This is a genomic window from Georgenia sp. M64 (assembly GCF_038049925.1).
GTDB lineage: Bacteria > Actinomycetota > Actinomycetes > Actinomycetales > Actinomycetaceae > Georgenia.
Genome location: NZ_CP145809.1, coordinates 548,548 through 574,787, shown reverse-complemented (window position 1 = coordinate 574,787; position 26,240 = coordinate 548,548). Strand labels below are relative to the sequence as shown.

18 protein-coding genes and 3 tRNA genes are annotated in these 26,240 nt (G+C 73.7%); 11 read left to right on the top strand and 10 right to left on the bottom strand.

The window, feature by feature from the left end:
- Window positions 1-12: 12 nt before the first annotated feature.
- The 4 genes from AAEM63_RS02520 to AAEM63_RS02505 all read right to left on the bottom strand — a co-directional run bounded on the left by AAEM63_RS02520 (window position 13) and on the right by AAEM63_RS02505 (window position 3,638).
- Window positions 13-846: an endonuclease/exonuclease/phosphatase family protein gene (locus tag AAEM63_RS02520; protein WP_341360137.1), complete on the bottom strand. Its 834-nt coding sequence runs from the start codon at window positions 844-846 to the stop codon at window positions 13-15.
- On the bottom strand, window positions 843-1,256 hold the full coding sequence (gene msrB, locus AAEM63_RS02515; protein WP_341360136.1) for a peptide-methionine (R)-S-oxide reductase MsrB: 414 nt from the start codon (window positions 1,254-1,256) through the stop codon (window positions 843-845). Before msrB ends, AAEM63_RS02520 begins: the two co-directional genes overlap by 4 nt.
- Window positions 1,257-1,307: 51 nt before the next feature.
- On the bottom strand, window positions 1,308-3,047 hold the full coding sequence (locus AAEM63_RS02510; protein ID WP_341360135.1) for a mechanosensitive ion channel domain-containing protein: 1,740 nt from the start codon (window positions 3,045-3,047) through the stop codon (window positions 1,308-1,310).
- 87 nt (window positions 3,048-3,134) lie between these two features.
- A complete protein-coding gene (locus tag AAEM63_RS02505) occupies window positions 3,135-3,638 on the bottom strand; it encodes a GNAT family N-acetyltransferase (RefSeq protein WP_341360134.1) in 504 nt (167 codons plus the stop codon).
- 76 nt (window positions 3,639-3,714) lie between these two features.
- Between AAEM63_RS02505 and AAEM63_RS02500 the strand changes: the two genes are divergently transcribed.
- On the top strand, window positions 3,715-4,728 hold the full coding sequence (locus AAEM63_RS02500) for a PfkB family carbohydrate kinase (protein WP_341360133.1): 1,014 nt from the start codon (window positions 3,715-3,717) through the stop codon (window positions 4,726-4,728).
- 44 nt (window positions 4,729-4,772) lie between these two features.
- Complete coding sequence (locus AAEM63_RS02495; protein WP_341360132.1) at window positions 4,773-5,639, top strand: 5'/3'-nucleotidase SurE; 867 nt, start codon at window positions 4,773-4,775, stop codon at window positions 5,637-5,639.
- A gap of 21 nt (window positions 5,640-5,660) precedes the next feature.
- Here AAEM63_RS02495 and AAEM63_RS02490 read toward each other — a convergent pair whose 3' ends face one another.
- A complete protein-coding gene (locus tag AAEM63_RS02490) occupies window positions 5,661-6,023 on the bottom strand; it encodes a metallopeptidase family protein (RefSeq protein ID WP_341361287.1) in 363 nt (120 codons plus the stop codon).
- 177 nt (window positions 6,024-6,200) lie between these two features.
- Here AAEM63_RS02490 and AAEM63_RS02485 point away from each other — a divergent pair.
- From AAEM63_RS02485 to AAEM63_RS02460, 6 genes are all read left to right on the top strand, one after another.
- A tRNA-Glu gene (locus AAEM63_RS02485) sits at window positions 6,201-6,273 on the top strand.
- Between the two features lie 71 nt (window positions 6,274-6,344).
- Window positions 6,345-6,418 (top strand) — tRNA-Asp (locus AAEM63_RS02480).
- Window positions 6,419-6,462: 44 nt separating this feature from the next.
- Window positions 6,463-6,535, top strand: a tRNA-Phe gene (locus tag AAEM63_RS02475).
- 291 nt (window positions 6,536-6,826) lie between these two features.
- Complete coding sequence (locus tag AAEM63_RS02470) at window positions 6,827-9,082, top strand: LPXTG cell wall anchor domain-containing protein (protein ID WP_341360131.1); 2,256 nt, start codon at window positions 6,827-6,829, stop codon at window positions 9,080-9,082.
- 376 nt (window positions 9,083-9,458) lie between these two features.
- On the top strand, window positions 9,459-10,232 hold the full coding sequence (locus AAEM63_RS02465) for an ABC transporter ATP-binding protein (RefSeq protein ID WP_341360130.1): 774 nt from the start codon (window positions 9,459-9,461) through the stop codon (window positions 10,230-10,232).
- On the top strand, window positions 10,232-12,958 hold the full coding sequence (locus AAEM63_RS02460) for an FtsX-like permease family protein (protein WP_341360129.1): 2,727 nt from the start codon (window positions 10,232-10,234) through the stop codon (window positions 12,956-12,958). Before AAEM63_RS02465 ends, AAEM63_RS02460 begins: the two co-directional genes overlap by 1 nt.
- A gap of 184 nt (window positions 12,959-13,142) precedes the next feature.
- Here the strand turns inward: AAEM63_RS02460 and AAEM63_RS02455 are convergent, their stop codons facing one another.
- Window positions 13,143-15,938: an ExeM/NucH family extracellular endonuclease gene (locus AAEM63_RS02455; protein ID WP_341360128.1), complete on the bottom strand. Its 2,796-nt coding sequence runs from the start codon at window positions 15,936-15,938 to the stop codon at window positions 13,143-13,145.
- A 343-nt stretch (window positions 15,939-16,281) separates the two neighbouring features.
- Between AAEM63_RS02455 and AAEM63_RS02450 the strand changes: the two genes are divergently transcribed.
- Both AAEM63_RS02450 and AAEM63_RS02445 read left to right on the top strand, forming a co-directional pair.
- A complete protein-coding gene (locus tag AAEM63_RS02450) occupies window positions 16,282-16,746 on the top strand; it encodes a phage holin family protein (RefSeq protein WP_341360127.1) in 465 nt (154 codons plus the stop codon).
- Window positions 16,743-17,027 (top strand): DUF3618 domain-containing protein, encoded by a 285-nt coding sequence (locus AAEM63_RS02445; protein WP_123916695.1) that lies wholly within the window; start codon window positions 16,743-16,745, stop codon window positions 17,025-17,027. The genes AAEM63_RS02450 and AAEM63_RS02445 overlap by 4 nt, the downstream gene beginning before the upstream one ends.
- Here AAEM63_RS02445 and AAEM63_RS02440 read toward each other — a convergent pair.
- Window positions 16,999-17,241, bottom strand: coding sequence for a BldC family transcriptional regulator (locus AAEM63_RS02440; protein ID WP_123916693.1), 243 nt, complete (start codon window positions 17,239-17,241; stop codon window positions 16,999-17,001). The two genes, AAEM63_RS02445 and AAEM63_RS02440, sit on opposite strands and share 29 nt — an antisense overlap.
- A gap of 283 nt (window positions 17,242-17,524) precedes the next feature.
- Between AAEM63_RS02440 and AAEM63_RS02435 the strand changes: the two genes are divergently transcribed.
- Window positions 17,525-17,731 carry a DUF3073 domain-containing protein gene (locus tag AAEM63_RS02435; RefSeq protein ID WP_123916691.1) on the top strand — a complete coding sequence of 69 codons (207 nt, stop codon included), beginning with the start codon at window positions 17,525-17,527 and terminating at the stop codon, window positions 17,729-17,731.
- A 189-nt stretch (window positions 17,732-17,920) separates the two neighbouring features.
- Here AAEM63_RS02435 and purM read toward each other — a convergent pair whose 3' ends face one another.
- From purM to AAEM63_RS02420, 3 genes are all read right to left on the bottom strand, one after another.
- Entirely contained in the window at window positions 17,921-19,033 is a 1,113-nt protein-coding gene (gene purM, locus AAEM63_RS02430; RefSeq protein ID WP_341360126.1) for a phosphoribosylformylglycinamidine cyclo-ligase, read from the bottom strand.
- Window positions 19,030-20,532 (bottom strand): amidophosphoribosyltransferase, encoded by a 1,503-nt coding sequence (gene purF, locus AAEM63_RS02425; RefSeq protein WP_341360125.1) that lies wholly within the window; start codon window positions 20,530-20,532, stop codon window positions 19,030-19,032. Before purF ends, purM begins: the two co-directional genes overlap by 4 nt.
- A 240-nt stretch (window positions 20,533-20,772) precedes the next feature.
- On the bottom strand, window positions 20,773-26,166 hold the full coding sequence (locus AAEM63_RS02420; RefSeq protein ID WP_341360124.1) for a fibronectin type III domain-containing protein: 5,394 nt from the start codon (window positions 26,164-26,166) through the stop codon (window positions 20,773-20,775).
- Between the last annotated feature and the right edge of the window lie 74 nt (window positions 26,167-26,240).

Sequence of the window (26,240 nt, the reverse complement as noted above, 5' to 3'; positions counted from 1 at the left end):
ACCGCGTCGTCGTCAGCCGAGCACGACGTCCGCGCCGAGGCCGGCGTGGTCGGAGACCGGGAGGTGGTAGGGCCGGCCGGGACCAGCCGCCCGGACGCCGTCGCCGAGGAGGTGGTCGAGCTGGCGCCGCGGCCGGCGGTTGGTGAACGTCGGCGCCGTCGCCAGGGGGCCCAGCCCGGTCACGGCGGCGACGTCGGCCGGGTCGAGGTTGAGGTCACCGCCGAGGACGCGCGGCCCGGGGAGGGTGCTCAGCGCGCCGGCGGCGCGGGCGAGCTGGGTGCGGGCGGTGGTGGGCTCGACCGACAGGTGCGTGGTGAGCACCGTCAGCGGACCGTCCGGGGTGTCCACGACCGCGGCGAGCGCCACCCGTCCCGCGTCGTACGCCAGGGTGCCCGCCGGGTGCCGTCGCAGACCCCCGCCTCGCAGGCGCAGCACGTGCCACGAGCGGACCGGGTGCCGGCTGAGGATCGCCACGCCGTAGCCCGCCCGCCCGGCCCGCCACCGCACGGGCAGCAGACCCGGCGCGGTCAGGCGCAGGCCGGTGGCCGAGCCGAGCAGCGACGGCGCGAACCTGTGGTGGCGCAGGCCCAGCGCCCCGGCGAGGAACGCCGTCTGGTCGATCCCGCCGGAGCGTCGCTGACCACGGTCGACCTCCTGGAGGAGGACGACGTCGGGACGGGCGGCCGCGACCTGCTCGGCGGCCGCGAGCAGGGCGTGGGACGGCCCGGTGGGGGCACGGCCCCAAGGGGTTGGTTCGCCCGGCTGCGCGACGTTCGCGGTCTCGCGTGCGTGTGTGCCGGCGACCGGCCGCCCGTGCTGGAGGTTGAGCGTGAGGAGGCGGATCACCGCTGGGCGTCGCGCTCCTCGAAGGTCAGGGAGACCGAGTTCATGCAGAAGCGGTCACCGGTGGGGGTCTGCGGGGCGTCGTCGAAGACGTGCCCGAGGTGCGAGCCGCACCGGGCGCAGCGCACCTCGGTGCGGACCATGCCGTGGGAGCGGTCCTCGACGAGCTCGACGGCGTCGCTGTCCTGCGGCGCGTAGAAGCTCGGCCACCCGCAGTGGGCGTCGAACTTCGTCTCGGACCGGAAGAGCTCGGCGCCGCAGCCGCGGCAGCGGTACACCCCGACCCGGTCCTCTCCGAGGAGCTCGCCGGTGAAGGGTCGCTCGGTGCCGGCCAGGCGCAGCACCTGGTACTCGAAGTCGTTCAGCTCGGCGCGCCACTGCTCGTCGGTCTTCTCGACCCGGTCCGTCGTCATGGCTCCATGGTGCGTCACCGCGGGCCGGTCGTCACCTCGGGGGCGCCGCGCTCAGTCCGTGTCGCCGTCAGGTGCGGCGTCCTTGCCGTACAGCTCGCCGGCCCGGCCCTCGGTCGGCGTGCGGGGAGACTCCTCCGCCCGCTTGCGCTCGGCGGTGATCTCGCGCTCCTGGAGCACCTCCGCGCTCGGGCCGGTGAAGGCCTTGGCCCGCTCCTCGGCCTCCTTCGACCCGGTGAAGACGCTGGCCTCGTGGCCGGTGCGGGCCACCCGCCCGACCACGACCGGGGGGTCGACCCGGTCGATGATCGAGGTGCGCCGGGGCGCCGACGGGTCGGTGCGGTCGACCGCGGCGCCGCCGTCCACGGCGCGGGCACCGCTCTCCTCGTCCGCCGCCGCCTCGACCTCGGCGAGGTCGAGCACCCGCGTGGCGTCCGAGGACGGCCGGGCCCGCTCCTCCGCGGCCCGGCCGGGCAGCCCGCCGTGCTCGCGGGCGCGGCGGCGGTCCTCCCGGGCCGCCCGCCGTCGTGCCCGACGGGCCTCCGACTCGCGCCGGCGACGCTGCTCCGGGTCCTCCTGACGGGTCTGCGCGAGCGCCAGGGTGTCCGGCTCGGGCGCCTCGGCGCCGTCGAGGTCGGCCAGCTCGGTGAGCTCCTCGGCGAGCTCTCCGTAGAGCTCGCCGGCCCGGTCGTCGGTGGTCTCGACCCACTCCTCCATGGTGCGCTGACGCGGCAGCGCGTAGGGCGCGTGGGTCTGGAGCCAGTCGACGAGGTGCTCGCGCACGTAGTACTTCAGGTCGGTCAGCGTCGGGGCGTCCTTGCCCGAGACGAGGGCGCGCACCCGGATGAACCCCCCGGTGGCGTCGTACACCTGGAAGATCCCCACACGCCGGTCCCACATGTCCGTGCCCTCGAGCAGCCGCTCGAGCTCGGCCCGCATCGCCGGCACGGGCACCCGCCAGTCCACGTCGAGCTCCACCGTGCCCAGGAGCGCCGGCGCCTGCCGGGTCCAGTTCTCGAAGGGGGTGGTGGTGAAGTACGTCGAGGGCATGATCATGCGCCGGTCGTCCCACAGCCGGACGACGACGTAGGTGAGGGTGATCTCCTCGATGTAGCCGAACTCGCCCTCGACGATGACGATGTCGTCCACGCGGATCGCGTCGGTGAAGGCCAGCTGGAGGCCGGCGATGAGGTTGCCCAGCGTGGTCTGCGCCGCGAGGCCGGCGACCACCGAGACGATGCCGGCCGAGGCCAGCAGGCTGGCCCCCGCGGCGCGGGCGCCCGGGAAGGTGAGCATGGCGGCGGCGATCCCGAGGATGACGACGACCGCGAAGGCCACCCGGCGCAGCACCTGCGCCTGCGTCTGGACCCGCCGGTCCCGCCCGCTGGCGGCACCGCCACGGGCGCGGATGTGCTCGAGCGCGGCGTCCTCGACCACCCGCACCATCTGGGCGACGAACCACGTGCCGGCGGTGATGAGCAGGATGAGCAGGACGTGCTGGGCCACCGCCCGCCAGCCGGGCTCGCGGATCCCGGCCGCGAGCGGGGCACCGAGCACCAGCCCGACCCAGGCGCCCGCGACGACGAGCATCGCCTGGAACGGCCGCCGGCCGCGCCGGGTGATGATCCCCGCGACCGGGTGCCGCCGGGCCAGCACCCGGGTGACGCCGGTGACGACGTAGGAGACGAGGAGGCCGGCGACGACGCCGCCGGCCACCCACATCACCAGGGCGATGACGTCCACGGTGGTGTCGATCGTTGCGTCGATGGTCATGCTCAGGGCGGTCATGCTCATGGCGCCCAGGTTAGGTGCGCGCCCTGGGCGTGCGCTGAACGGTCCCTGGACGGCGCGGGTGCCCGCGCCCGGTCGCGGGCGGAGGGCTCAGCCGAGGTCCTTGCCGAGGAAGACCTGGACGTAGGGGTTGTCCTCGAAGGGCTCCGCCGGCCGGTAGCCGGCCGACTCGTACAGGGAGACCGCCTCGGTGAGCGCGTCGTTGACCGAGAGCACCACGCGGCGCCCGCCGAGGGCCCGTGCCCGGTTCTCCAGGGTCCGCAGGAGGAACCGGCCCAGGCCCTGCCCACGGGCGTCGGGCACCAGCCACATCCGGCGCAGCTCGACCTCGCCGCCGGGCAGCAGCCGCACCCCGCCGCACCCGAGGACCCGGCCCGAGCCGAGCTCGGTGAGGAGCAGGAAGTCCCCCCTGGGCGGCGTCACGTCCGCGGGGTCGACCTGCTCGGTCAGCGCCGGGTCGAAGCCCCCGGCGAAGCGCTCGTCCAGCTCGGCGAAGTACTGGGCCAGCGCACGCGCCGCCCGGTCGCTGGCCGCCTGGCCCTCGAGGATGCGCACGGGCGTGGCCGGTGCGGCGGTGCGCTCGGGAGTCGTCATCCGCCCATCGTGCCCCTGTTCGGCGAACCTGCACACCCCTCTGGCCGCGCCGGGGGTCCGCCCCTAGTCTCAGGTCATGGGAGGGTCCCCCGCGGAGGCGGCGCAGCGACGTGACCTGCGCACGCCCGACGACAACGCCGCGCCGGTCCGCCCGCGCATCTGCGTCCTGGCGCCGACCCCGCTGCTCGTCGTCGAGGTCGCCGACTCCCAGGCCATCCCGGGGCGCACCACCTCCCAGGCCGACATCCACCTCCACCCGGGCGGGCAGGGCCTGTGGGTCGCGCGCATGGCCGTCTCCCTCGGCGCGGACGTCACGGTGTGCGGGCCGTTCGGCGGTGAGATCGGTCCGCTCGTCGCCCAGATGCTCACCACGGAGAAGCTGACGATCCACGGCGTCACCTACAACGGCGGCAACGGCGCGTACATCCACGACCTGCGGGGCGAGGACCGCGAGACGGTCGCCCACATGCCACCCTTCGCCCTCAACCGCCACGAGCTCGACGACCTGTACGGCACCCTGCTCGTCGACGCCCTCGAGGCCGACGTCCTCGTCGTCACCGGCGCGGAGCCCGCGGACGTCCTGCCCGCGAGCTTCTTCGGCCGGATCGTGCGCGACCTGCGCTCGGCCGGTCGTGCCGTCGTCGCCGACCTCTCCGGCGAGGCCGCCGTCGCCGCCGCGAAGGCCGGACCGACGGTGCTGAAGATGAGCCACGAGGAGATCCTGGCCGCCGGCCTCGCCGCGGACCCGGAGCCGGCCTCCCTCCTCGCCGCGGCCCGCTCGCTGGTCGACCAGGGGGTCGGGGCGATGGTCGTCTCGCGCGCCCAGGAGCCCGCCCTGCTCGTCACCGCCGACGGCGCGCACCTCGCCGAGGGGCCCGTGATGACCCCGCTGGACCACCGCGGGGCCGGGGACTCGATGACAGCGGGCATCGCCGTCGGCCTGGGCCGGGGCCTCGACATCGCCGACGCGGTGCGCCTGGGCGCCGCTGCGGGAGCGCTCAACGTCACCCGCCGGGGCCTCGGCACCGGCCGCAAGGACCAGATCGAGCGGTTCGCCCAGCGGATCAGCATCGAGGAGATGTCCCTCTAGACAGCGCCGGCGTCGGCGCCCGGACGGAAAGGAGATGGTCCCCGGTGCGGGTTCTCGTCACCAACGACGACGGCATCGCCTCGCCCGGCCTGACCGTCCTCGCCCAGGTCGCGCTGGACGCGGGCCACGAGGTCGTCGTCGCGGCCCCGCACCGCCAGTACTCCGGTGCGTCGGCAGCGCTGACGGCCCAGGAGGAGGACGGGCACCTCGTGCTCGTCGAGGGCCGGCCCCCGGGCCTGCCCGACGGCGTCGAGGCGTTCGGGGTCAAGGCCGCCCCCGCCCTCATCACGTTCGTGGCCTCGTTCGGCGCGTTCGGGCCCCGGCCGGACGTCGTCCTCAGCGGCATCAACCTCGGCGCCAACACCGGCCGGGCGACCCTGCACTCGGGCACGGTGGGTGCCGCCCTGTCGGCCACCTCCCACGGGATCCGGGCCATGGCGGTCTCCATCGCGTCGGGCAAGCCCCAGCACTGGGACACCGCCGGGCTCGTCACCGCCCGCGCCTACGACTGGCTCGTCGCGGAGCCGTTCCACGAGCGGGTCCTCAACATCAACGTGCCCGACGTCGCGCCGGACCGGCTCCGCGGGCTCCGGGCCGCCTCGCTCGCCAGCTTCGGTGCGGTCCAGGCCCGGGTCAAGGAGGTCGGCACCGGCTACGTCCAGCTCACCTACTCCGGTGTCGAGGCCGAGGACGAGCCCGGGACCGACCACTACCTCCTCGCGCGCGGCTGGGCCACGGCGACCATGGTCCGCGCACCCGTCGACGACGACGACGGGCTGACCCTGCCCTCGTTCACGGCGGCCGACGCCGTCGCGGCCGCGGAGCCGCTCGTCGACGTCGGCTCGGGTGCGGTGATGTCCACGGGCGCGGACCGCCCCTCCGGGGAGATCGCCGAGGAGGACGACGCCTGACGAGGTGACGAGGGCGGCGCCTCAGGCCCAGCCGAGGTCGTGCAGCCGGGCGTCGTCGATGCCGAAGTGGTGAGCGACCTCGTGGACGACGGTGATCGCAACCTCCTCGACGACCTCCTCCGCGCTCTCGCACAGCCGGAGGGTGGGGCCGCGGAAGATGGTGATGCGGTCCGGCAGGGAGCCCGCCGCCCACCAGGAGTCCCGCTCCGTCAGCGGGGTCCCCTCGTAGATGCCCAGGAGGTCCTCGTCCTCGTTGCCCTCGAGCTGTTCCGCGGTGGGCTCGTCCTCCACGAGGACGACGACGTTGTCCATCTGCTCGGCCAGCTCGACCGGGATGAGGTCGAGCGCCTCCGCCACGGCCTCCTCGAAGGCGTCCTGCGTCATGTCCACCACGGGCACCATCCTGCCCTGCCCGGCCCCCCGGCGACACGGCCCCCTGCGCACCGCGCCCGGCACGTGACCAGGAGCACACGGCCGCCGATTTTGCTCCGGGGGGCTCCTTCCCCGTATGCTGTCCGAGGTCTTGGGGCGCTGCGGCGTCACGGGCGTCCAGCACAACGGGCCCCCATCGTCTAGCGGCCTAGGACCCCGCCCTTTCACGGCGGTAGCACGGGTTCGAATCCCGTTGGGGGTACGCACCACCAGCAGGACAGCACGACACGCAGGATCAGCACCAGGTAGTACCAGGCTCCACGCCTCACACGAGGCCCCGTAGCGCAGTTGGTTAGCGCGCCGCCCTGTCACGGCGGAGGTCGCGGGTTCAAGTCCCGTCGGGGTCGCCGGTACGGACGCCCGGTCCGAGAGGACCGGGCGTTCGTGTCAGGGCTCTGTAGCTCAGTTGGTAGAGCGTTCGACTGAAAATCGAAAGGTCACCGGATCGACGCCGGTCGGAGCCACCTGAGGAAGAAGCCGCGGACCGCGAGGTCCGCGGCTTCTTCCGTCTCAGCGCCGCCACTTTGCCGCGCCCGCCCCTGACACCAGGACGTCGCCCCCCGTGCGGACGGCATTCCGGGACCTCCTACCCGAGACACCTCTGGCCCCTGGCGCGACGATGTGGTCAGCGGGGCGACTTCCCCCAGGTTGGGCCCCGCAGCGTCGATGCCCCAGGGCGGGCGGGAGTGTGCGGCATGGAGACCGTCAGGCACGCCAGGACGAGCGGATCGGATCGACGGTGGCGCCGCAGAGCGGTGACCGTCCTCTCCGCCGGGGCCGTGGTCGTGGCCCTGACGGGCATGTCGACCCCACCCACGGAGCCGCCTGAGAGTGCCGCGGCCGACGTCGCCGAGGTGGTCGCTCCCGCGGCCGAGGTCCCTGAGTCGGTCGTACCCGAGTCGGTTGCTCCCGAGCCCACCGAGCCGTCAGCGCCCGACCCGGCAGAGGTGGTCGCCCCCGAACCTGAGGTGGTCGCCCCCGAACCCGAGGTGGTCGCACCAGCCTCCGAGCCCACCGCACCCGCCGCTCCGGTGCCTGCCGAGCCGGTCGCCGCACCGGCCGGGCCGGTCGCAGGGACTGTGCCCCCCGCCGACGCCGAGCCTGCGCTCACCGCAGAGCCGGCGCCGGACCCGGCCGGGCCGGCGTCGGTCGCCGCACCGGTCGGGGCCGCAGACGCCACGTCCGGCGATCCAGCCACAGGCGCGGCCCGCCCGTCGGGCCCGCACGAGCCGGGGAACGAGGGCGCCGACCTCACCGTCACGAAGACCGTCGATGCCCTGACGCCCAGCTACGGCTGGGCGCTCGAGAAGGCCGTGCTTCCTCCTGACCGTCAGGGCGCCGGCTCCGACCACGTCGCCACGTTCGCCTACGAGGTCACCGTCTCCGCCGTCGCCGGCGCTGACCTGTGGACGATGAGCGGCGACATCACCGTGACGAACCCCAACACGTGGGACGTCGTCGCGGACGTCACCGACACCACGGACCTCCCCGGCGCGACCTGCTCCGTCACGGGCGGCACGGCTGCGACCGTGCCGGCCGAGGGCTCGTTGACGCTCGACTACGGCTGCACCCTGGCCGGCCCGGCCACCGGCACCAACACCGCGACGGCCAGCTGGGACGCGCAGGCCCACCGCACCCCGACCGGGACCGCGTCCGGCTCCGTCGTGATCACCGAGGACATGTGGTCCGAGACGGCCGCGAACGAGACCGTCACCGTCCGGGACGACGGCGGCGTGCTCACCAGCGCGGTGGACCTCCACTTCGCCGGGGTCCCGCAGATCCTCGGGGTGCTCACCTGGGAGGAGGGTCTGGTCGAGAGCTTCGGCTACGAGCTCACCTTCCCCGGGAAGCCGGGCACCTGCATCGAGTTCACGAACACCGCGTGGCTGGAGGAGCTGCCGACGGTCAGTGACAGCGCCGTCGTCACGGTCTGCCGGGGTCGCGGGCTCCAGGTGGACAAGACCGCCGAGGCCACCTTCGACCGCACCTACCTGTGGGAGATCACCAAGGACGTCGACGTCGACTCGGTGACCCTGGACGCCGACGGCGACGCCGAGTTCCGCTACACCGTCACCGCGACACCCGCCGGGCACGTCGACGACGGCTGGTCGGTCACCGGGGTCATCAGCGTGACCAACCCCAACGACTTCCGTCCGGTCGGGGCCGTGACGGTCATCGACACCACGGACGTCGGCGGGACCTGCACGGTCTACGACGCCGACGGCGTACCGGTCGGCGACCGCGAGCTCGAGATGCCCGCGGCCACGACCTGGGAGCTGCCCTACGAGTGCGTCTTCGACGGCGCACCCGACCTCGCCACCCCCGGCGTGCTCACGGGCACCAACACCGTGACGGTCACCTGGGTGATGAGCCGCGGGGAGACCGGCCACGACGACGGCGGCCACGACGACGGGCACGGCGATGTGGTCGTCGCCGTCGACGACGGCCACGAGGGCGGCTCCGGCGGCCAGGGCGGCCACGAGGTCGAGGACGGCGACGGGCACGAGGCCGAGCGGCACTCCGCGACCGCCGAGGCCGACTTCGTCTTCACCCTCGACCAGGTCACCGACGACGTCATCACGGTCTGGGACGACCGGACCGACCCCGACCACCCGGTGGTCCTCGGGACCACGGGCACGGGCGAGGACGGCGAGCCTCTCGCGGCGACGTTCGAGTACGACCTCGCCCTGGCCGGCACCGCCGGTCGTTGCGTGGGGTACACCAACGTCGCCTGGATCGAGGAGACCGGGCAGGAGGCGACGGCGTCCGCCGAGGTGTGTGTCGACGCCGCTCCCGTCCTCCCGCCGCCTCCCCCGGCGATCCCCACGGTGCGACCGGTCGTGCCGGCTCCCGCCCCCACGGCCGCCCCGGCCGCCGTCGTGACGGTGACCCGGCCGGCCAGGCAGCTGCCGACGACCGGCACCGAGACCGCCGGCCTGGGCGCGGTGGGGCTGCTCCTCACGCTGGGCGGGACGGCGCTCTACGCCGCCTCCCGGCGGCGGACGGCCTGAGCGAGACGGACCGCCCGGGACGGCTCCGGCCGTCCCAGGCGGTCCTGCGCGTACCTCGGGCGGCCGGCCCGTCTACTAGCGGGTGCGCGCCGTCGACGCGGCCGGCGCCCCGCGCCGGCGAGCACCTCTCGGGAGTCAGGTACTTCGCCCGCAACGGCCCGAACGGATGCACGGTTCGCCCGCCGCGGAGCGGTTCGACCGGGCTCCCGCCCTGGGCGAGAATCTCACCATGGGCAGACATCAGGCAGAGGGCACAGGCGACCAGGAGCGGACCGGCGCAGCGCCCACAGCAGGTCCGCCTGCCCGGCTCACGTCCCCGATGCAGCCCGGGGACGCTCCGAACGGGACACTCGTCGGTCCCGACGGCTTCCGGCCGGTGACCGACGCGATCGCCTCGGCGCGTGGTCTGACCAAGCTCTACGGCGCTGGCGAGACACAGGTGCGCGCCCTCGACGGCGTCGACGTCGACCTCGCCCGCGGGGAGTTCACCGCCATCATGGGCCCGTCCGGCTCGGGCAAGTCCACGCTCATGCACTGCATGGCGGGCCTGGACTCCCCCACGGCCGGGTCGATCGAGGTCGACGGCGTGGAGATCTCCCGGATGAGCCAGCGCCAGCTCACCAAGCTCCGGCGGACCCGGATCGGGTTCGTCTTCCAGGCCTACAACCTCGTCCCCACCCTCACCGCCCGCGAGAACATCACCCTTCCGCTGGACATCGCGCGGCGCCCGGTGGACCGCGAGCGGTTCGACACCATCGTGCGCACCCTCGAGCTCGCCGACCGGCTCCACCACCGGCCCACCGAGCTCTCCGGCGGCCAGCAGCAGCGGGTCGCCTGCGCGCGGGCCCTCATCGCCGCCCCGTCGGTCGTCTTCGCCGACGAGCCCACCGGGAACCTCGACTCCACCGCCGCCGCAGAGGTGCTCGGGTTCCTCCGCAGCAGTGTCGAGGAGCTCGGCCAGTCGGTCGTCATGGTCACCCACGAGCCGATGGCGGCCGCATACGCCCACCGGGTCCTCTTCCTCGCCGACGGGCGCCTCGAGGCCGAGCTTCGCGACCCCGACGCCGGGTCGATCCTCGACGCCCTCGGCACCCTGGGATCCGCCCGCGAGCAGCGCCGTGAGGGCGCGGCCGTCCCGGCCGCCCGCTGATGCTCCGGGTCGCGCTGCGCGAGATCCGCGCCCACCTCGTCCGCTTCGTCCTCAGCGTCCTCGCCGTCACCCTCGGGATCGCCTTCGTCACCGGCACGTTCTCCCTCCGGGCACTCCTCTCGGACACGTTCTCCTCGATCATCGCCTCGACCACCCAGGGGGACGTCTACGTCCGCGGGCTGGAGTCGGCCGGCGCGGACGACGCCGAGGCGGTCCCGGCCGAGGACTCCCCGACCGCCGGGCCCACCACCGCGGCCGAGGCCTCCTCCGCGGGCGTTCCTGACGGCGAGGCGACCATGCCCGACGCCCCGGAGGTCCCGGGCGGCGCCGAGCTGCCCGCGGACGGCGCCGAGCTCCCCGAGGAGCCGGGCGGCAGCCAGGGCGGCGGCACGCAGATGCTGGGGCCGCAGCGCACCGCCGTCGACATCGGGCTCGTCGACGTCGTGCGCGAGGTCGAGGGCGTCGACCAGGCCGTGCCGGACCTGCTGGGCACGGTGGTCCTCGTCGGAGCCGACGGCCGCGCCGTCGTCAACGGCCAGGCGCCCTCCCTCGGCAGCGCGCTGCGTGAGGACGACCCCTCCGGCACCCTCGTGGCCGGGCGCGCCCCCCGCGACGCCTCGGAGATCGCCCTGGAGACCACGGCGCTGGAGACCTCGGGCCTGAGCATCGGTGACACGACCCAGGTCATCGTCGGCTCCGGCGGCCTCACCGACGTCACGGTCGTCGGCGAGGTGACCTACGGCAACCCGATGGCCGGCACGACCCTCGTCCTCGTCGACCCGGAGACCGGCGAGGAGGCCTTCGCCCCCGGCGGCGAGGTGCCCTCCGTCGCCGTCTTCGCCGCCGACGGTGTCGACCCCGACGAGCTGGCCGACGCCGTCGCCGAGGCGGTCGCCGGCGAGCCGGTCGAGGTCGCGACGGGCGACGTGGTGCGCGAGGAGGCCAACGAGGCCATCAACCAGCTGCTCGGCTTCCTCGGGACGTTCCTGCTCGTCTTCGCGATGATCTCCCTCTTCGTCGGCGGGTTCATCATCGCCAACACGTTCGCGATGTCGGTGCGCCAGCGTCAGCGCGAGTTCGCGCTCCTGCGCGCCGTCGGCGCCTCGCCCGGGCAGGTGATGACGACCGTGCTCGGCCAGGCCGCGGTCGTCGGGCTCGTCGGCTCGGCGGCCGGGATCGCCGGCGGCATCGGGCTCATCGCGGTGGTGCGCAGATGGCTGGCGTCGATGGACATGGAGCTGGGCGGCCAGGTGGTCATCGACCCCGCACAGGCCGCGGGCGTCGTCGTCCTGGGCACCGCCGTCTCCCTCGTGGCCGCCGCGATCCCCGCCCGGCGGGCCGCGGTCACCCCGCCGGTCGAGGCGATGCGCGATGACGTCGCCGTGGTCGAGCGGTCGCTGCACGTGCGCGCGATCGCCGGGGCCGTCCTGCTCGCCGCGGGGGTCGCCGCCACCGTGGTGTCCGTCCAGGAGGGCACGGACCGGGCCGGCACGTGGCTCGGGGTGGGTGCCGGGGCCGTCCTCCTGGGCACGCTGGCGGTCTCCCCCGCGATCGCCCGGGCGTTCCTCGGCGTGCTCGCCTGGCCGGCCGTCGTCGCGCTGCGGCCGGTGGGCCGACTCGCCCGCGGCAACGTCATGCGCAACCCCCGGCGCACCGCCAGCACCGCCGGCGCCCTCATGATCGGCATGGCCCTCGTCGGCGCCACGGCCGTCCTCGCCGAGTCCGCGCAGGCCTCGACGAGCTCGATCGTGCGGACCGAGTCCCGCGCCGACTTCTGGGTCCAGTCCGCCACCCGCGCCGTGCCCCCCGGCGCTGCCGACGCGATCGCCGCCCTGCCCGAGGCCGGCCGGGCCGACGTCGTCTCCACCGGCCGCGCCACCGTCACCGGGCCGGACGGGGCCGCGGACACCGTCTCGGTCGTCGGGCTGCCCGCCGACGCGTTCGGGGAGACCATCGAGGTCGAGGTCGTCGAGGGCGACCTGTCCGGGCTCGCCGACGGCGAGGTGGCCGTGAGCCGGACGGCGGCAGTCGCACGTGACTGGGCGGTGGGCGACGAGCTCGAGGTGACCGGGCTCGACGAGCCGGTGCGCGTCGGCGCCGTCATCGCGTCCCAGCTGCTCGGCGTGCCCGTCGTCATGGACGCCGAGCCCTTCGCCGAGGCGGTGCCCGGCGGGCAGACGGTCATCATGGCGGTCCTCGTCGACGCGGCCGACGGCATCGCCGCGGACGACCTGCGCGGGGCCCTCGGCGAGGTGGTCGACCCGTTCGTCGTCCTCACGGTCCAGGACGCGGAGGAGCTCACCGGCTCCCTGGCGGACCAGGTCGACCAGGCGATGGTCATCCTCTACGCGCTGCTCGGCCTCAGCGTCATCATCGCCGTCCTCGGCATCGTCAACACCCTGGCGCTGGCCGTCATCGAACGCACCCGGGAGATCGGGCTCATGCGCGCCGTGGGGCTCAGCCAGCTCCAGCTCGCCGCGACGATCACGGTCGAGGCCGTCCTGACCGCGGTCTACGGCACGATCCTCGGCGTCGTCGTCGGGGTGGGCCTGGCCTCGGCGCTGCCGAGCATCTTCGCCGAGCAGGGCCTGACGGAGCTGGCCGTCCCGTGGGACCTGCTCGCCACGATGATCCTGCTCTCCGGTGCCGTCGGGGTGGTCGCCGCGCTGTGGCCCGCGGTACGCGCGGCGCGGCTGCCGGTGCTGCAGGCCGTCAGCGACGACTGAGTTCGGTAGCCCCAGGGGCGCCCGCCGGCGTCCTGCCGGCTCGCGCGCTCCCGGCCTGGACCTCCCGGCCCGGGCGGTCCCGGCCTGGACCGCCCGGGCGGTCCCGGCCCGCGTCCTCGCTGCCCATGACGACGGCGGCCCCGCACCCTTCGCAGGGTGCGGGGCCGCCGCTGTTCGCGGTCCGCTACGCGGTCACGCGTCGACGCGCCCAGACCAGCGCCGCACCGGTGGCCAGGAGCATCGCGGCGAGGCCGGCGAGACCGGCCGCCTCCGCGCCCGTGACCGGCAGGCCGCCGGTGCCGCCACCGGTGCCGCCGCTGGTGCCACCACCCGGGGCCGGGGTGGGCGCCGGGGTCGGCTCGGGGGTGGGCTCCGGCGTCGGCTCCGGCGTCGGCTGCGGGGCGGGCTCGGCGGAGAAGACGATCTCCCAGCTCGCCACCGCACCCTCGGCCAGGACGTAGCCCTCGGTCGCACGGGCGGTGACGACCACCGTGCCGCTGCCGGGGTAGGTGCCGGCGGCGAGGACCTCGCCGTCGACGAGGTACTCCACGCCCTCGGCGGCCGGGATCGTGTACGTGTCGTCCTCGGTGCCCGGCTCGTCGACCGAGGTCACCGGGGCCGGCGTCACCTCGACCAGCTCGACCGGGCTGGTGAGCTCGAGGCCCACGAGGACGGCGTCGTGGTCGGAGGACCGGTACGCGTCCGCCGTCCAGTAGTCCGCCGGTCGGCCGAAGTCGAGGTTGTAGTCGAGGATGTCCGGCTCGTCGGCGTTGATGTGCCACTCGGCTGCCCCGGTGACCTGGGGGGTGAGGGACTCGTTGGACAGCGCGTGGTCGAGGTAGCCGACCATGCCGTCGAAGACGTAGCCGTAGGCGTACTCCCCGCCGAAGGCCTTGATGAGGTCGGTGTACCCGGCGGTCACGAGGAGGTCGATCGAGTCCTCCATGTCGTAGGAGTTGAGGTCGCCGATGACCAGGTGGTCAGGGTCGCCGCTGGCGGTGGGGTCGCCGGCGAGGAAGTCCACGATCGCCTCGACGGCGCGCTCACGGGTGACGGAGCAGTTGCCCTGGCCGTCGGCCGGGTCCGAGCCGTCGTCGCAGGCGGAGCCCTTGGACTTGAGGTGGTTGACCGAGACGGTGACCCGCTCCCCGGTGGCGACCTCGTCGAAGGTCTGGGTGATCATGGGTCGGTTGGCGGTGTCGACGAACCGGGCGTCGACCGAGGAGTCGAGGATCACGTGGTCCCCGACCGGGGTGACGGCGCCGGGCTTGTAGAGGTACCCGAGCCGGATCGCGTCCGTGCCCACCACACCGGTGTCGATGTAGTCGTAGGTGCCCGCGCCGAGGAGGTCGTTGAGCCCGGCGGCGAGGTCGGCGGCCGGCTCGACGCCGGGGGTGTTCTCCATCTCCATGAGCCCGACGACGTCGGCGTCGAGCTCGGCGAGGGCGTCGAGGATCTTCGTGCGCTGACGCTCGAGCTCGGCCGCGCTGTCGGCGCCGCGGCACTCCATGTTCTGGGCGGCGCCGCAGACGTCGTTGGTGCCGTCGTCGATGGTGAGGAAGTAGTTCAGGACGTTGAAGCTCGCCACGGTGAGGCTCCCGCCGACGGCCGGGGCGGCCTCCGGGCGCGGGTTCACGGCGGCGTACGTGCCGTAGGTCGTCGGCTGGACCCGGTAGAGGCCGAAGGTGTGGTCGACGACGCCCTGGACGCCGGTGACGGTGTCGCCGCCGCGGAAGGAGTTCGTGGCGGTGTAGACCTCGCCGTTGCCCGGGTGGGGCAGCGTCGCCGGGTTCTGCGCGGACGAGGAGTCGTCGAGGGTGATGACCCGGCGGTCGTACTCCGCGGCGAGCTCCTGGGCGGGGGCGCCCGGCTCGACGACGGCGGTGGGGGTGTGCAGGCGGTCCTGGCCGTCGAGCGGCTTGGCGAGCACGACCTCGCCGAAGCGGTCGTAGTTGAAGTACTCGCTGATGACGAGCTCGTCGGTGAGCTCGACGAGCATGCCCTCGAACGCCTCGAGCGCGGCCGGGTCGGCCACCGGGAAGGTCACGGGCGTGGGCTCGACCGCGGCGCCGGCACCGAGGACCTCCACGGTCGCGTCGGCGAGCTGGGTCTGGGAGGCGCCTGAGGTGGAGTACTCCGCGACGGTGCCGGTCACCCGCACGAGCTGGCCCACCTCGACGGCGGCCGGGATCGCACCGAAGACGAAGATGCCCTCGGAGCTGAGCGGGTCGCCGTCGCTGTCGGCGGCCTCCTCCTGGACGTAGAAGCCGTTCAGGCCCGGCTTGAGAGCGGTCACGACCACCTCGACCGTCTGGGTGCCGGCGCAGGTGGTCTCGAAGGTGGCGCCGGTGCCCTGGATGTCGGAGACGAGCGCGACGGCGTCCTGCGGGTCGCCGCAGGTGTCGGCCGGCGGGTCCACGGGCGTCTCGGCCGGAAGGCTGCCGAACGTGCTCGTCAGCGGGCCGGTCCACACACCGTCGATCTTCTGGAGCGACTGCCCGACGGCTGTGCCGGCTCCCTCGGCGACGCCGATGTCCGTGCTCTCCAGGCCGACGGCGGGGCCGTCGACAGCGGTGAGAACACCCTCGTAGGAGAGAAGCTCGACGACGGCGCCCGTCGCGTCGACGAGGGCGATCCCGTCGGGCGCTCCGTTCTGGATGCCGCCCGGGAACTCTCGGACGACGACCCCGGACGACGGCACCGTACCGCCCAGCGCACTGGTGCCGTAGGACGTGCCGCCGTTGCCGTTGTAGAGCACGAGGCTCCAGCCCGTGAGGTCGGTGCCGGCCGGCGCCTGGACCTCGATCGCCTCGCCGACGTCCGTGCCGTCGTTGTCGTAGTGCAGCTCGCTGATGAAGACGGGGCCGTCGGTCGTGACGGCGGACGCGGCCGGGATGCCGACGACGGGGACCAGGACGACGGCGCCGAGGGCGGCTGCCGCCACCCCCGTCCGTCTCGTGCGTGGGTGGTACAGACTCACAGAGGACTCCTCGGGCGCCGGGGGGCCGGCATCGTTCGGACGCGGGATCGCCGCGCGGTCACCCCCCGGCATCGACGACGGAGAGCGTCCCTATCATGTTGACCGGCAATCGGCAGGTCAAGGACTTCACCACCCGAATCTCCCGAAACCCTCAAAGGTTCACATCGGGTTCACCCGGACGAAACACCCGCGACCGTCGGCTGCCGGGCGGCGCGGTTGCCGCACACGCAGGTCAGCGCCGTGGGAACCTGGCAGTCTTGGCGTGCAGGGCGCGCCGGGGACGGCAATCATGGGCCTGTCGGCGTCGGCTCCGGTGCCGTCAGACGGATGCGAGGAGAAGATCGTGGCGAGCACATCGGCAGACGGCCCGACCACTCCGGTGGTCGAGGACGCGTACGTGGGCGGTCAGGCACCAGGGGGCGCCCCGCGGGGCAAGACCATCGGCGAGCTCGTCTCCTCGGTCTCCGAGCAGTTCTCGCGACTGATCCGTGACGAGCTCCAGCTCGCGCAGGCCCAGCTGGCCGAGAAGGGCAAGCGGCTGGGCACCGGCGCCGGGTTCTTCGGCTTCGCCGCCGTCATGGGCCTCTACGCCTTCGGCGTGCTCCTCGCCGCCGCCGTCCTCGGCCTCGCGACCGCGCTGCCCGCGTGGCTCTCCGCCCTCATCGTCGCGGTCGTCCTGCTCGTCGTCGCCGGCATCGCGGCGCTCCTGGGCAAGAAAGCGATCGACGCCTCCAAGGAGTTCGAGGCCAAGCCCCAGGAGGGCATCAAGGAGGATCTCGACGCGGTGAAGAAGGGGATCAAGAAGTGAGCGACGCCAAGCAGACGCCCGACTCCGTGAAGAAGCGCACGCCGGAGCAGATCGAGGCCGAGATCGCCCGGACCCGGGCTCAGCTGACGGACACCGTCAACGAGCTCAGCGACCGGCTCGACCCGCGCGCGCAGATCGACGCGGCGAAGGAGGTCGCCACGGAGAGGGCCAGGACGTTCGCCGACGACGTCAGCCGTCGCGACCCCAAGGCGCTGGCCACGCTCGGTGCGAGCGTGGCCGCGGCCGCCCTGCTTATCGTGCTGCGGTGGAGACGTCGCTGACGGGCTTGTCGTGGATCTCCTCGGCCAGCCCGCTGGCCAGGAGCAGCGCCTCGACCTCGCTGCGGCGGAACCGGCGATGACCGCCGAGGGTCCGGATCGAGGAGATCTTGCCGGCGTTCGCCCAGCGGGTCACCGTCTTGGGGTCCACCCGGAAGCGAGCTGCCACCTCCGACGGCGTGAGCAGCTGCTCAGTGGTCCCGTCCGTCATCGACATGGCTACCCTCCCGGGATCGCGTTCCTCCGGCGCTGAGGCGCCTCGTGGAACTCAGCAAACCACGCGTACAGGGCACGGGAGCGGGCCTATGGTCCCGACATTCTGGACGTATGGACATCTTTGGTCCCGGCGCCGGAGATGATGACCACACCCCGCCCACGGGCACGGAATGGCTGTGGGGGGCCGCAAGCATGTACCGTTGCCCCACGACACAGATGACCATAAACACGGGGCCGCACCGAACGGTGCCTGCCCCGGTTCTACGTTGGAGGGGGTCGACGCCATGGGGCGCGGCCGTCAGAAGGCCAAGCAGACGAAGGTCGCTCGGAAGCTGAAGTACTTCAGCCCCGAGACCGACTACCGGGCTCTCGAACGAGAGCTCACGTCTCCTCGTACTGACGGCGTGGACGACGATGTCGACTACGCCGAGATCCCCCCCGCCATGGAGGAAGACGACGACGACTGGGGTCAGATCCGCCGGACCCCGTGACGTCGCCGGCTCACCGCCGGGGATGTGACGACGACCGCCCGCAGGGTGCGACCGCTTGAGCGGCGCCCTGCGGGCGTGGTCGTTCAGGCGCTCTGCGGCGCCGTGGTCCAACCCCCGGGCGTGGCCGCGCAGGGGCCGTGGCGCCCCGGCGGGCGTCGTCGTCCGGGGTCTTCGGTCGGGCGGGCGGGCTCAGCCGGTGACGTAGCGGCCCTGCAGCCGGACCGCGCCGCCGTCGACCCCCTTGGTGCCGCGCACGGCCGGCCCGTCGGGACCCGGCGCGCCCTCGTCGTCGCGGACCGTCCCCAGCACCCAGGCGTCGATCCCTCGCGCCCGGACGGCAGCCACGGTCGCGTCCGCGGCGTCGGGGGGCACCACCGCGACCATGCCGACGCCGAGGTTGAGGGTGTTCTGCAGGTCGGTCCACGGGACCTGGCCGAGGCTGCGCACCAGCTCGAACACCGGCGGCACGGTCCAGCTGGCGCGGTCGAGGTCCGCCACCAGGCCGGCCGGCAGGACCCGGGCGAGGTTGGCCGCCAGGCCGCCCCCCGTGACGTGGCTGAAGGCGTGCACCCGACCGGTCGCGACGAGGTCGAGGCAGGCCGGGGTGTACAGCCGGGTCGGCTCGAGCAGCTCCTCGCCCAGGGTCCGGCCCAGCTCGGGGACGTGGCGCTCCAGGCCCCAGCCGGCGACCTCGACGACGCGCCGCACGAGGGAGTAGCCGTTGGAGTGCAGGCCCGAGGACGCCATGGCGACGACGACGTCCCCGGACCGGACCCGCTCGGCCCCCAGGACGGCGTCGGCCTCGACGACGCCGGTGGCGGCACCGGCGACGTCGTACTCGTGCTCGCCCAGCAGGCCGGGGTGCTCGGCCGTCTCACCGCCGAGGAGCGGGGTGCCGACCAGCGCGCAGGCCTCGGCGATGCCGCGGACGAGGTCGGCGATCCGCTCCGGCACCACCTTGCCGCAGGCGATGTAGTCGGTCATGAGGAGGGGGCGGGCGCCGACGACGACGATGTCGTCGACGACCATCCCGACGAGGTCGTGGCCGATGGTGTGGTGGACGTCCATCGCCTGGGCGACGGCGACCTTCGTGCCGACGCCGTCGGTGGACGTGGCCAGCAGGGGGCGCCGGTACTCCCGCAGCGCCGAGACGTCGACGAGGCCGGCGAACCCCCCGACCCCGCCGACCACGTCGGGCGTGTGGGTGGCCCGCACCGCGTCCTTCATCAGCTCGACCGCGCGGTCGCCGGCCTCGGTGTCGACGCCGGCGCCGGCGTAGGTGATCGGGCTCGTCTCGCTCACTGCGCTGCTCCGGTGGTGGCGGGGGTGGGGGGCACGCTCGGGGCCTCGGCGCCGGAGATGGTGGCGTGCTCACCCAGGCGGACCGGGTAGCTACCGGTGAAGCACGCCGTGCACAGCCGCTGCTGCGGGATGGCCGTGGCCTCCACCATGCCCTCGAGGGAGATGTAGCCGAGGGAGTCGGCGCCGAGGGAGGCACGGATCTCGTCGGTGGTCAGGCCGTTCGCGATGAGCTCGGCCCGCGTGGCGAAGTCGATGCCGTAGAAGCAGGGCCACTTCACCGGCGGCGAGGAGATCCGCACGTGGACCTCCGCGGCCCCCGCCTCGCGCAGCATCCGCACCAGGGCGCGCTGGGTGTTGCCCCGCACGATGGAGTCGTCGACGACGACGAGCCGCTTGCCCTCGATGACCTCCCGCAGCGGGTTGAGCTTGAGCCGGATGCCGAGCTGCCGGATGGTCTGCGTGGGCTGGATGAAGGTGCGCCCGACGTAGGAGTTCTTCACCAGGCCCTGGCCGAAGGGGATCCCCGAGCCCTGCGCGTAGCCGATGGCGGCGGGCGTCCCGGACTCCGGGGTGGGGATGATCAGGTCGGCGTCGACGGGGTGCTCCCGGGCGAGGACGCGGCCCATCTCCAGCCGCGAGGCGTTGACCGAGCGGCCCGCGATGCGGGTGTCGGGCCGGGCGAGGTAGACGTACTCGAAGACGCAGCCGTGGGGGGTCGCCTCGGCGAAGCGGCGCGAGCGCAGCCCGTCGGCGTCGATGGTGACGAGCTCACCCGGCTCGATCTCGCGGACGAAGGTGGCGCCGACGATGTCCAGCGCCGCCGTCTCCGACGCGACGGCCCACCCGCGCTCGAGGCGGCCGAGCACGAGCGGGCGGATGCCGTGGGCGTCCCGGGCGGCGTAGAGGGTGTGCTCGTCCATGAACACGAGCGAGAAGGCGCCCTCGAGGAGCGGGAGCACCTCCATCGCGACGTCCTCGAGCCGCTCCCCCGCCCGGGCGGTGCCGCCGAGCATCGCGGTGATGACCGCGGTGTCGGTGGAGGAGCCGCGGCCGAGCTCGCCGCGCAGGTCCTTGCCGAATCGCTCCTGGACCATCTCCATGAGCTCGGTGGTGTTGGTGAGGTTGCCGTTGTGGCCCAGCGCGACGGTGCCGGCCGCCGTCGGGCCGAGGGTGGGCTGGGCGTTCTCCCACGCCGAGGCGCCGGTGGTGGAGTAGCGCACGTGGCCGACGGCGATGTGGCCCTGGAGGGGCTGCAGGGCGCGGTCGTCGAACACCTGGGAGACCAGGCCCATGTCCTTGTAGACGAGGATCTGCTCACCGTTGGAGGTGGCGATGCCCGCGGACTCCTGGCCGCGGTGCTGCAGGGCGTAGATCCCGAAGTACGTCAGGCGGGCGACGTCCTCGCCCGGGGCCCAGACCCCGAAGACGCCGCACTCGTCCTGCGGCCCCTTCTCGCCCGGGAGGAGCTCGTGGGAAAGCCGTCCGTCGCCGCGTGCCACGGCCACATGGTCCCACACCGGTCCGGGGCGTCGTCGAGGCCGTCCACGCCGGGACGGCGTCGGCGCTCCCCGGGATGGTGAGAGCGCCACCCGGGACGACGAGAGCGCCACCCGGGACGGCGAGAGCGCCACCCGCGCCCCCTCTCGGGGCCACGGGTGGCGCTCTCGTCCGGTCGTCCACCCGGTCACGGTCGGCCGGGCACCTCGACGGTCACGATCCGGCCGTGCCCTGACGCCCGCTCAACCGGTCACCCGCACCTTGACGGGCTCGCAGACGGTGTCACCGTGCTGGTTCGACACCGTGCACCCCAGCTCGTGCCATCCCGCGGTTAGGTCCTCCACCGCGAGACTCATGACCTGCTCGTCGGGCGTGCGGTCGACGAGGGCCTCCTCGCCGACCACCTCGCCGTCGAGGGTCCAGACGACGTGGTTGGCGTTCTGGCCCTCCGGGATCCGGGCCGTGAGCGTGAACGTGCCGTCCGAGCGGCCGCGCGGGTCGTCGGTGCGGAGCACGGGAATGGCCGGGACCCCGGTGGCCGGGCCGGGCACCCGCTCGAGCGCGGTCGCCTCCCCGGTGTAGGCGATCCTCGGCGCGGCCGGCGTGGCCATGCCCTCCCCCAGGAAGTAGGAGGTGTGCGGCGGCTGGTTGTACGACGTGTTCTGCCACGCGACGCCGAGCCGGTACACCGGGTCCGACTGCAGCGTGCGCAGCCGGTGCTCGGTGAGGTCGACGGTCGTCGCCACCCGCAGGGCGGTGGAGTCCTCGGTGCGGGTGACGATCTCCTCGCGCCAGTCGCCGAACAGGTCGGCCTGCAGCGCCGGGGTGCCCTTGGTGCCGTTGTTCGACAGGGTGCCCTCCGCGCGGTAGACCTCGACCTCCTCCTGCGCGTCCCAGTCCCACTTGCTGATGGTGGGCACGCCCGTGCCGGCGTCCTGGTCCCAGTCGTGGTCGGTGATCTCCCGCAGGAGGTCGCCGTCCCACCACGTGACGAAGTTGGCGGCGGGGATCTCCTCGGCGAGCAGCTCGCCCGTCGCCGACCGCAGCTCGCCGACCGGGGAGTCCCACGCCGCGTCGCCGCCGACGGCCCAGCCCTCGGCACCGTCGTGGCGGGGGTCGATGTCCGCCGCGGCGGCCCGGCCGGTGTCCCGGGCGGCCGGGATCGACCACAGGACCTCGCCCGTGGCGGCCGAACGCATGGTCGCGCCGAGGTTGCCCGACGCTCCCATGTCCTCGTGGGCCGCGAAGACCTCCAGGCCCGGGCGCGAGGGGATGAGGTCCGAGACGTGCAGGGCGTCGCCGTGACCGAGACCCGTCGAGTACAGCGGGGTCCCGTCGTCGTCGACCGTCATGGAGCCGAAGACGATCTCGTCCTTCTGGTCCCCGTCGACGTCGGCGACGGCGAGCTGGTGGTTGCCCTGCCCGGCGTGGTCCTCACCCACGACGTCGGAGTCGAAGGTCCAGCGCTCGGTGAGGTCCGTGCCGTCGAAGTCGAACGCCGCGATCACCGTGCGGGTGTAGTACCCGCGGCTGAAGATCACGCTGGGGCGTTCGCCGTCGAGGTAGGCCACGCCGGCGAGGAACCGGTCCACCCGGTTGCCGTAGCCGTCGCCCCAGGCGCTGACGTTGCCGCGCGGCGGGACGTAGTCGACGGTGTCGACGGCGGCACCGGTCTCGCCGTCGAAGACGGTGAGGTACTCCGGCCCCGTGAGGACGTATCCGCTGGAGCTGCGGTAGTCCGCGCGCGGGTCGCCGATCGCCGTGCCGGCGCCGTCGACCGTGCCGTCCGCGGTCTTCATGGTGAGCTCGGCGCGCCCGTCGCCGTCGAGGTCGAACACCTGGGGCTGGGTGTAGTGGGCCCCGGCCCGGATGTTGTGGCCCAGGTCGATTCGCCACAGCCGGGTGCCGTCGAGCTCGTAGGCGTCGACGTAGACGTTCCCGGTGTAGCCCGCCTGGGAGTTGTCCTTGGCGTTGGACGGGTCCCACTTGAGGACGATCTCGTACTCGCCGTCGCCGTCGAGGTCGCCGACGGAGGCGTCGCCGGCGCGGTAGGTGTACGGCTGACCGTCCTTGGCGTAGGCGTCGGCGGGCTTGTCGAGCGGGATGTCGAGCGTCTGGTCGTCCCAGACCCCGAACTCGTCCGTGGCCCACCACTCGAGACCGTCGTCGACGGTGCTGACCCGGTAGGTGGCGCCGGGGGACCCGTCGGCGTCGAGGAGGTTGGTGGCACCGACCGGCTCGTGGGTGATGCGCTCGCCGTCGCGGTAGACGTGGAACGCCACGTCCTCGGCGTCGAGCCCGAGCATCCGCCAGCCCAGGTAGGTGCCGCCCTCCGTGGCGACCGCGACCGGAGCGCGGTCGAGGCGCTCCGCCTGCCGCTCGAGCGTGGTGACGGCGGGCGAGGTGACCGTGCCCGAGAGCTCGGAGGGTCCGCCGGCGTTGACCGCGGCGACGGCGTAGCCGTACTCGACCGTGGTGAGCACGCCGGTGTCGGTGAACTCGGTCCCGCTCGTGCGTCCGACGAGCTCGAACGTGCCCGCCGAGCCGTCGGCGAGCGGGTCGGCGCGGTAGACGTGGTAGAACAGCGCGTCCGTCGCGGCCTCCCAGCTGAGCCCGACCTCGGTCTTGCCCACCTCGCCGACGGTCAGGCCCGTCGGCGCGGCCGGCGGTGTGACGGTCTCGTCGACCGTGACCACCGTGACGGCGTTGGACGGGACGGACTCCCCGCCCAGGGCGTCCAGCGCGACCACCGTGTAGGTGTACTCGAGGCCGACGTCGGCGGTGGTGTCGGTGAAGGCCGGCTCCTCGACGTCGCCGAGCGCCTCGGGTGCGGCGCCGGCGTCGGACGCGCGGTAGACCCGGTAGGCCGTGGCGTCCTCGGTGCCGGTCCAGGAGAGGGCGACCGCGACGTCGGCGCCGTCGATCGCGAGGTCGTGGGTCAGGTCGGTCGGGGCGAGGATCAGCGGGGTGACCTCCATCCCGTTGAACCAACCCTCCCCGACCACGGTGAGCTGGCCGTCCGTGACCAGCACGGGCTCGAGCGTGCGGGAGACCACGCGACCGCGGCCGGCGTTCTGGGAGCCGTGATCCTTGCCCTCGAGGGTGATGCCGAGCCGGCCGGTGCCCAGGGGGTCGCCGTAGTAGACCTTGACCGCGTAGGAGCCGTTCGGCACGTCGACGGCGAGCTCGTGCGCACTGCCCGGCAGGAGGAAGTCGCGCTCGAGCGCGGTGGGCACGGGGTCGAAGCCGAGCCCGCGGTCCCGGCCGCCGGGCCGGGCGTCGGTGGTGAAGCCGTAGCCCGTCTCCGCGGAGTAGGTCGTGGTCTCGTCGATGGGCGTGTAGCCGTCCATCGTGACGTTCCCGGCGAGCTGCAGGTCGAACTTGTGCAGCGGCGCCTTGGTGGTGAGCTCGACCGTCGCGGACGGCTCGGAGTCACCGCGGCCGTTGACGGCCACGACCTGCATCTCGTAGGCGGTGCCCTCGGCCAGTCCGCCGACGCTCGCCTGGGCGAGGGTGGACGTCGTCGCGAGGACCCAGTCCTCGCCCGCCGTCCGACGGAGGACCTTGTAGATGTCCGCGCCCTCGACGGCGGTCCAGGACAGCTGGGCGCCGGCGTGGGACACGCTCACGACGACCAGGCCGGCCGGCGGCTCCGGGACGTTGGCGGGGGGCTCGGTCTCCACGACCTCCTGGGCCAGCGGCACCTCCAGGCTCGCCACGTCGGTGGCGACGAGGCGGGCCATCTGGATGGCTCCGTACTCCTGGAAGTGCGTGTCGTCGGCGGTGCCGTTCGGCCGGTTCGGGTAGATCCCGGCGGGGACGTGCAGGAAGACCGACTTCGCGGCCTCGGGGCCGATCTCGTCCAGGTACGCCCGGCTCGAGGCGGAGAGGTCCACCAGCGGCGTGCCGGTCTCCTGGGCGAGCGCCGTGGCGGCGTCGACGTACTCGGGGAACGAGACGTTGAACAGCCCGGTCTCCGCGTCGAACGAGCGGCGGGAGACGGGCGTGACGAGGACCGGCGTGGCGCCGCGCTGGACGGCGCCGTCGACGAAGGTCCGCAGGTAGTTGAGGTAGTCGCCGGGGGCGGCGTAGCGGTCGTCGACGCCGTAGGAGTTGTCGTTGTGACCGAACTGGGCGAAGAGGTAGTCACCGGGGCGGATCTCCCGGAGGACCTCGTCCAGGCGGCCCTGGCTGATGAAGTTCTTCGAGCTGCGGCCGCCGATCGCCCTGTTCTCCACCGTCACGTCCTCGGTGAGGAAGCGGTCGATCATCTGCCCCCAGCCGGCCTGCGGGACGTAGTCGGCCGTGTAGGTCTGCACGGTCGAGTCGCCGGTGACCCAGACGGTCGGCTCGGCGCCGGCCGGGCGCGGGCTGTGCTGGGTGAGCACGAGGGCGTTGAGGTTCGCGGCCGAGCCGGCGAGCTCGAGGTTGAGCTGGCCGTCGACCACGGCGATGTCGAAGGACATCTCCAGGTACTCTCCCGCGGCGCGGGTGGTGGGCTGGACCTTCGCCATCTGCTCCGCGGTGATGGCGATGTCGGTCCCTCCGTCGGCGTCGCCCGCGATGAGGTCCACGGTGTAGTCGCCGTTCGGCAGGTCGACGACGAGCTCGGTGTCCGCGACGGTGACGAAGTCCGACCGCACGGCGTCACCGGTGGCGCGGTCCGTCGCCGTGACCTCGCTGGTGTCGGCGAACCCGATCCGGGTCTCGGCGGTGTAGGCCGTGGCGGCGTCGAGGCCGACCATGCCGGGAGCCACGTCGCCGTTGCCGAGGTCGAGGCTCAGGACGCCCGAGCCGGGCAGGTCCGGGGCCGCGACGGTCAGGCTGGAGACCGCCGCCGCCGACGGGAGGCTCAGCCGTCCCTCGGCGTCACGAGCCTGCGCCCGGTAGTGGTGGACGACGGTCGTGTCGACCGAGTCCGTGGCGAACACCGTGCGCTGGTCGGTCTCGGCGACGACGGTGTACTCGCCGTCCGGGGCGTCGGAGCGCGACAGGACGTAGCCCGCGGCGCCGGGAACCTCGTCCCACCGGACCGTGACCGACCCGTCGGTGACGTGGGCCATCCGCACGGAGTCCGGCGCTGCGAGGGCGGACGTGCCGGGATCGGGCTCGGGGTCGGGCGCGGGCTCGTCGGCGACCGAGGTCACCTCGATGCCGTTGACATAGCCCCCCGCGCCGTCGCCGGTGATGCCGATCGACAGCTGGCGGTCCGCGACGGTGGTCCGCCACGTCTGCTCCGACACGGCCTGCCGCGCCTGGACCGTGCCGGCCCGGACGCCCTCGAGGTCGATGTGGGTCTTCGTGGTGCTCGTGCCGGTGAGCTCGTCCCCGGAGAGCACCCGGACGTCGTAGGTGCCGTCCGGCACGTCCACGGCGAAGCCCCAGGCCGTGGCGAGGACGAAGTCGTTGCGCACGGCGTCGGCCGCAGCGCTGGTGCGGTACCGCGAGACCGGGGCCACCCCGTCCACCGTGACGATGCCGTACCCGGCCTCGGCGGTGTACCGGTTGCTCTCCGGCACGCCGGTCCACCCGGCCTCGACGGGGCTGGCGGCGGTGCCGAGGTCGAACGACCACGCCTGCCCCTCGTCCGCCGTGGCGCCGGGACCGACCAGCGCCGCCGTGAGCGCGGTGGCCACGGCCACCGGAGCGGCGACCAGTCTTCTCGTTCGTGATGACACTGTCGTTCCCCCTGGGTTCTCGTCGTTGAGAG

What these genes read in the sequence shown, in the direction of transcription:
- msrB (WP_341360136.1), bottom strand. Translation starts at nt 1,256, where the DNA reads ATGACGACGGACCGGGTCGAGAAGACCGACGAGCAGTGGCGCGCCGAG.
- AAEM63_RS02510 (WP_341360135.1), bottom strand. Translation starts at nt 3,047, where the DNA reads ATGAGCATGACCGCCCTGAGCATGACCATCGACGCAACGATCGACACC.
- AAEM63_RS02505 (WP_341360134.1), bottom strand. Translation starts at nt 3,638, where the DNA reads ATGACGACTCCCGAGCGCACCGCCGCACCGGCCACGCCCGTGCGCATC.
- AAEM63_RS02500 (WP_341360133.1), top strand. Translation starts at nt 3,715, where the DNA reads ATGGGAGGGTCCCCCGCGGAGGCGGCGCAGCGACGTGACCTGCGCACG.
- AAEM63_RS02490 (WP_341361287.1), bottom strand. Translation starts at nt 6,023, where the DNA reads ATGACGCAGGACGCCTTCGAGGAGGCCGTGGCGGAGGCGCTCGACCTC.
- AAEM63_RS02460 (WP_341360129.1), top strand. Translation starts at nt 10,232, where the DNA reads ATGCTCCGGGTCGCGCTGCGCGAGATCCGCGCCCACCTCGTCCGCTTC.
- AAEM63_RS02440 (WP_123916693.1), bottom strand. Translation starts at nt 17,241, where the DNA reads ATGTCGATGACGGACGGGACCACTGAGCAGCTGCTCACGCCGTCGGAG.
- AAEM63_RS02435 (WP_123916691.1), top strand. Translation starts at nt 17,525, where the DNA reads ATGGGGCGCGGCCGTCAGAAGGCCAAGCAGACGAAGGTCGCTCGGAAG.